This window comes from Peribacillus sp. NPDC056705 (assembly GCF_043656335.1).
Genome location: NZ_JBHTYI010000088.1, coordinates 1 through 2,786 on the forward strand (window position 1 = coordinate 1; position 2,786 = coordinate 2,786).

Below are 2,786 nucleotides of genomic sequence, written 5' to 3' on the forward strand. Positions count from 1 at the left end.
GTATTGCGGGAAGCGATCCAGCAGCGTCTCCATCGCAATCCGGGATTCCATTCGGGCAAGCTGGGAGCCGAGGCAGTAATGGATTCCGCTGCCCAGACCCAAATGCGGGTTGGGATTTCGATGAATGTTAAAGGTGTCGGAGTTCTCAAACACGTCTTCGTCATGGTTGGCGGAGGCCATCCAGATATAAACGAATTGACCTGCCTTCAGTTCCTGACCACGCAGTACCGTATCTTGCTTGACATGGCGGAACATCAGTTGAACGGGCGAGAAGTAGCGGAATACCTCTTCGATCGCGCCTGGTATCCGTGCACGATCAGCCAGCAGCTCAGCCCGAACCTCCGGCAAACTGTCAAAAGCGAGAACGGCCGAGGAGATCAGGTTCGTTGTGGTCTCGTTACCCGCTACCAGTAATAAAATGCAAAATCCAATGATCTCAAGGTCCGTTAGATGTTCGTTATCAATACGCGCTTCCACCAGCTTCGTGATCAGATCGTCCTGGGGATGCCGGCGCCGATCCTCGGCGATCTCGGAGAAGTATTCACTCATCTCGCGCTGGCACTGATAATAAGCATCGGAATTGTTACCGACGAGTGCTTCCGACCACGACTTGAAGCGTTCACGATACTCCAGCGATACGCCAAGCATCTCGGCAATCACAACAATTGGCAGCGGGCTGGCGAAGTCTTCAACAACATCCAGCCTCCCCTTCTTCTCTGCTTCATCCAGTAAGGAGGTGGCAATCTCCTGGATCTTAGGTCCTAACGACTCAATCATGCGCGGTGTAAAAGCGTTGGAAACCAATTTACGCAGCTGGCGGTGTTTAGGTGGATCTTGCCGTAAAATGCTGGAATCGATGGGATCCTCAGAAGATGCGACACCTTGGGAAGAGAATACTTCGTAATTCGTGAACACCGCTTTGACGTCCTCATACTTGAAGACATTCCAGCCTTCATCTCCGGCTCGGCTTATCGGGGAGTTCGTACGCATCTCTTTGAACCATTCCAAGGGAAGTAAACCGTTCTTGTTCCATTCCATTTCAACACCGTCGCTTTCATCCGTATTTTTTAACTGACTGGTCAGTATTGCGACTATAAAAAAAGGGACCTGCTTATTCTAACGATATAAACAGGCCCTGTGCAATCATCGTAAACGCAAATTGCTCAAGGTCACCCCGAGAGTACGTTTCTTGATGATTCAGATAGTAATTACACATACTCTCCAGCGTGCCGATGATACTCGCCGCGGCCAGATGGGGATCCACATCGCGGACCAAATTCTCCTCACACTTTCCTTCTTCGATAATTCGGGCCAGAAAGCCTAGATAGGTTCGCTTGAGCTCCTTCAGATCATCCAGTACATCCTGTTCGATACCGTTGGAGATCTCATTAAATACGATATGGGAGAAATGACGCGATTCCAGGAATAAATCCAGATGATGGCGAATCAAGCGCTCGATCTTCTCCTTCATCGGCAAAGAGGAGTTCAGATCAGCCTCGGTCCGCTGCATAATATCCTCGAAACCCTGCTTCACCACGGTCTTAAACAGCTGGGATTTGCCCGGAAAATTATAATACAACGTGCCTTTGGCAACCTGTGCACGCGCCGCGATCTCATCCATGCTGGCACGGTGATATCCCTTCTCGGAGAATACCTCGATGGCTGCGCCAATAATTTTATTTTTGCTCACGGTTAAATCTGCCCTTTCACGGCTAAATTCTAAGTTATCATCTTAATCTGACTGGTCAGTTCAAAAATAACATAACATGCTCGCTATTAAGAGTCAACTCGCCGCCTGTTAACGTAGCTTAGGGACAATCGACCACCAAGTTGAAATTCAAACGATTCTTATATTTATTTCCGTGGTATCCTATACATAAAGGCCGATACAGTGTATATTTCTACAGTGCTGGTTATTCATCAGCCAAAGCAGGTCAAGACTAACCATAACGGAGTGATTTGTTGAGTAAATCCAAGGGCAAGGGTGGAACAGGCAGAGGGACAGGCAAGAAAGGCTGGAGCCGCTGGGATGCCAAGGCTAGGCGAGCCAAGGGCAAACCGAAACCCTATACCAGCAAAGGGACCAAGCAAGCAGACCATGTAGAGGACACCAGCAAGCCTGATAAATAATCTCTCATGAAATAGATTCAGATGTGCCGGTTGGAATATAAATAAGGAGTTGAACGGATTTGGATAATCAAGAAGTTATTACAGACCTGCCCGAGAACTATGCGGAGCTGAAGAGCGCTGCCAACCGAAACGCGAACTGGAGGGAACGTTTGCAAGCGGTTGAAGCTTTGGGGAAATGGAATCACCCGCGATCCATTGACATTTTGAAGCATAGACTGCATGCAGATACGGTATATGGAGTCCAGGAAGCGGCATACCATCAGCTCCGCTCCCTTGGAGAAGATGTATCCTTGCCAGAGAGGCACAAAGGTGAACTGATCAAGGATACCTCGAAGGTGTTGCTTAGAGTGAAGAAAAGCCTGCCCCGCGACCATACGTACGAAGACTTCAAAGAAAAACTGAAGAAGATGAGAATTGACATCTATGATACGTACGAAGGTGATAAAGGCGCCGAATTCGATTCTTGGCTTGAGCAGATCTGGACTTCTTTCTCCAAAAGATAGACGTCTCGATCAACTCTGCATTTGAAGCCATGCATATGAGAATTTTGGTTATGTTATACTGAATACAAATAACCTATTTAGGAGTGGTACTCTGAGAAAGCATAAACCGATGTCGTTTGATGACCTGTTGATGGAATTGCAAGGGCAGAAAGC

The 2,786-nt window shown here is 48.0% G+C and carries 4 protein-coding genes; 2 read left to right on the top strand and 2 right to left on the bottom strand.

Features of this window, described 5'->3' with window-relative positions; all coding sequences use genetic code 11:
- Nucleotides 1-1,038, bottom strand: a 1,038-nt coding sequence (locus tag ACFRAK_RS27500; RefSeq protein ID WP_394572961.1) for a cytochrome P450, incomplete at its 3' end; no start/stop codon positions are given.
- Nucleotides 1,039-1,111: 73 nt separating this feature from the next.
- The gene (locus tag ACFRAK_RS27505) at nucleotides 1,112-1,690 is read right to left on the bottom strand and encodes a TetR/AcrR family transcriptional regulator (protein WP_394572962.1); all 579 of its coding nucleotides are present in this window, start codon (nucleotides 1,688-1,690) and stop codon (nucleotides 1,112-1,114) included.
- 272 nt (nucleotides 1,691-1,962) lie between these two features.
- Here ACFRAK_RS27505 and ACFRAK_RS27510 point away from each other — a divergent pair, with 272 nt between their 5' ends.
- Nucleotides 1,963-2,130, top strand: coding sequence for a DUF3934 family protein (locus tag ACFRAK_RS27510; RefSeq protein ID WP_023960278.1), 168 nt, complete (start codon nucleotides 1,963-1,965; stop codon nucleotides 2,128-2,130).
- A 59-nt stretch (nucleotides 2,131-2,189) separates the two neighbouring features.
- Complete coding sequence (locus ACFRAK_RS27515) at nucleotides 2,190-2,633, top strand: HEAT repeat domain-containing protein (protein ID WP_023960277.1); 444 nt, start codon at nucleotides 2,190-2,192, stop codon at nucleotides 2,631-2,633.
- The last annotated feature ends 153 nt before the right edge of the window (nucleotides 2,634-2,786 follow it).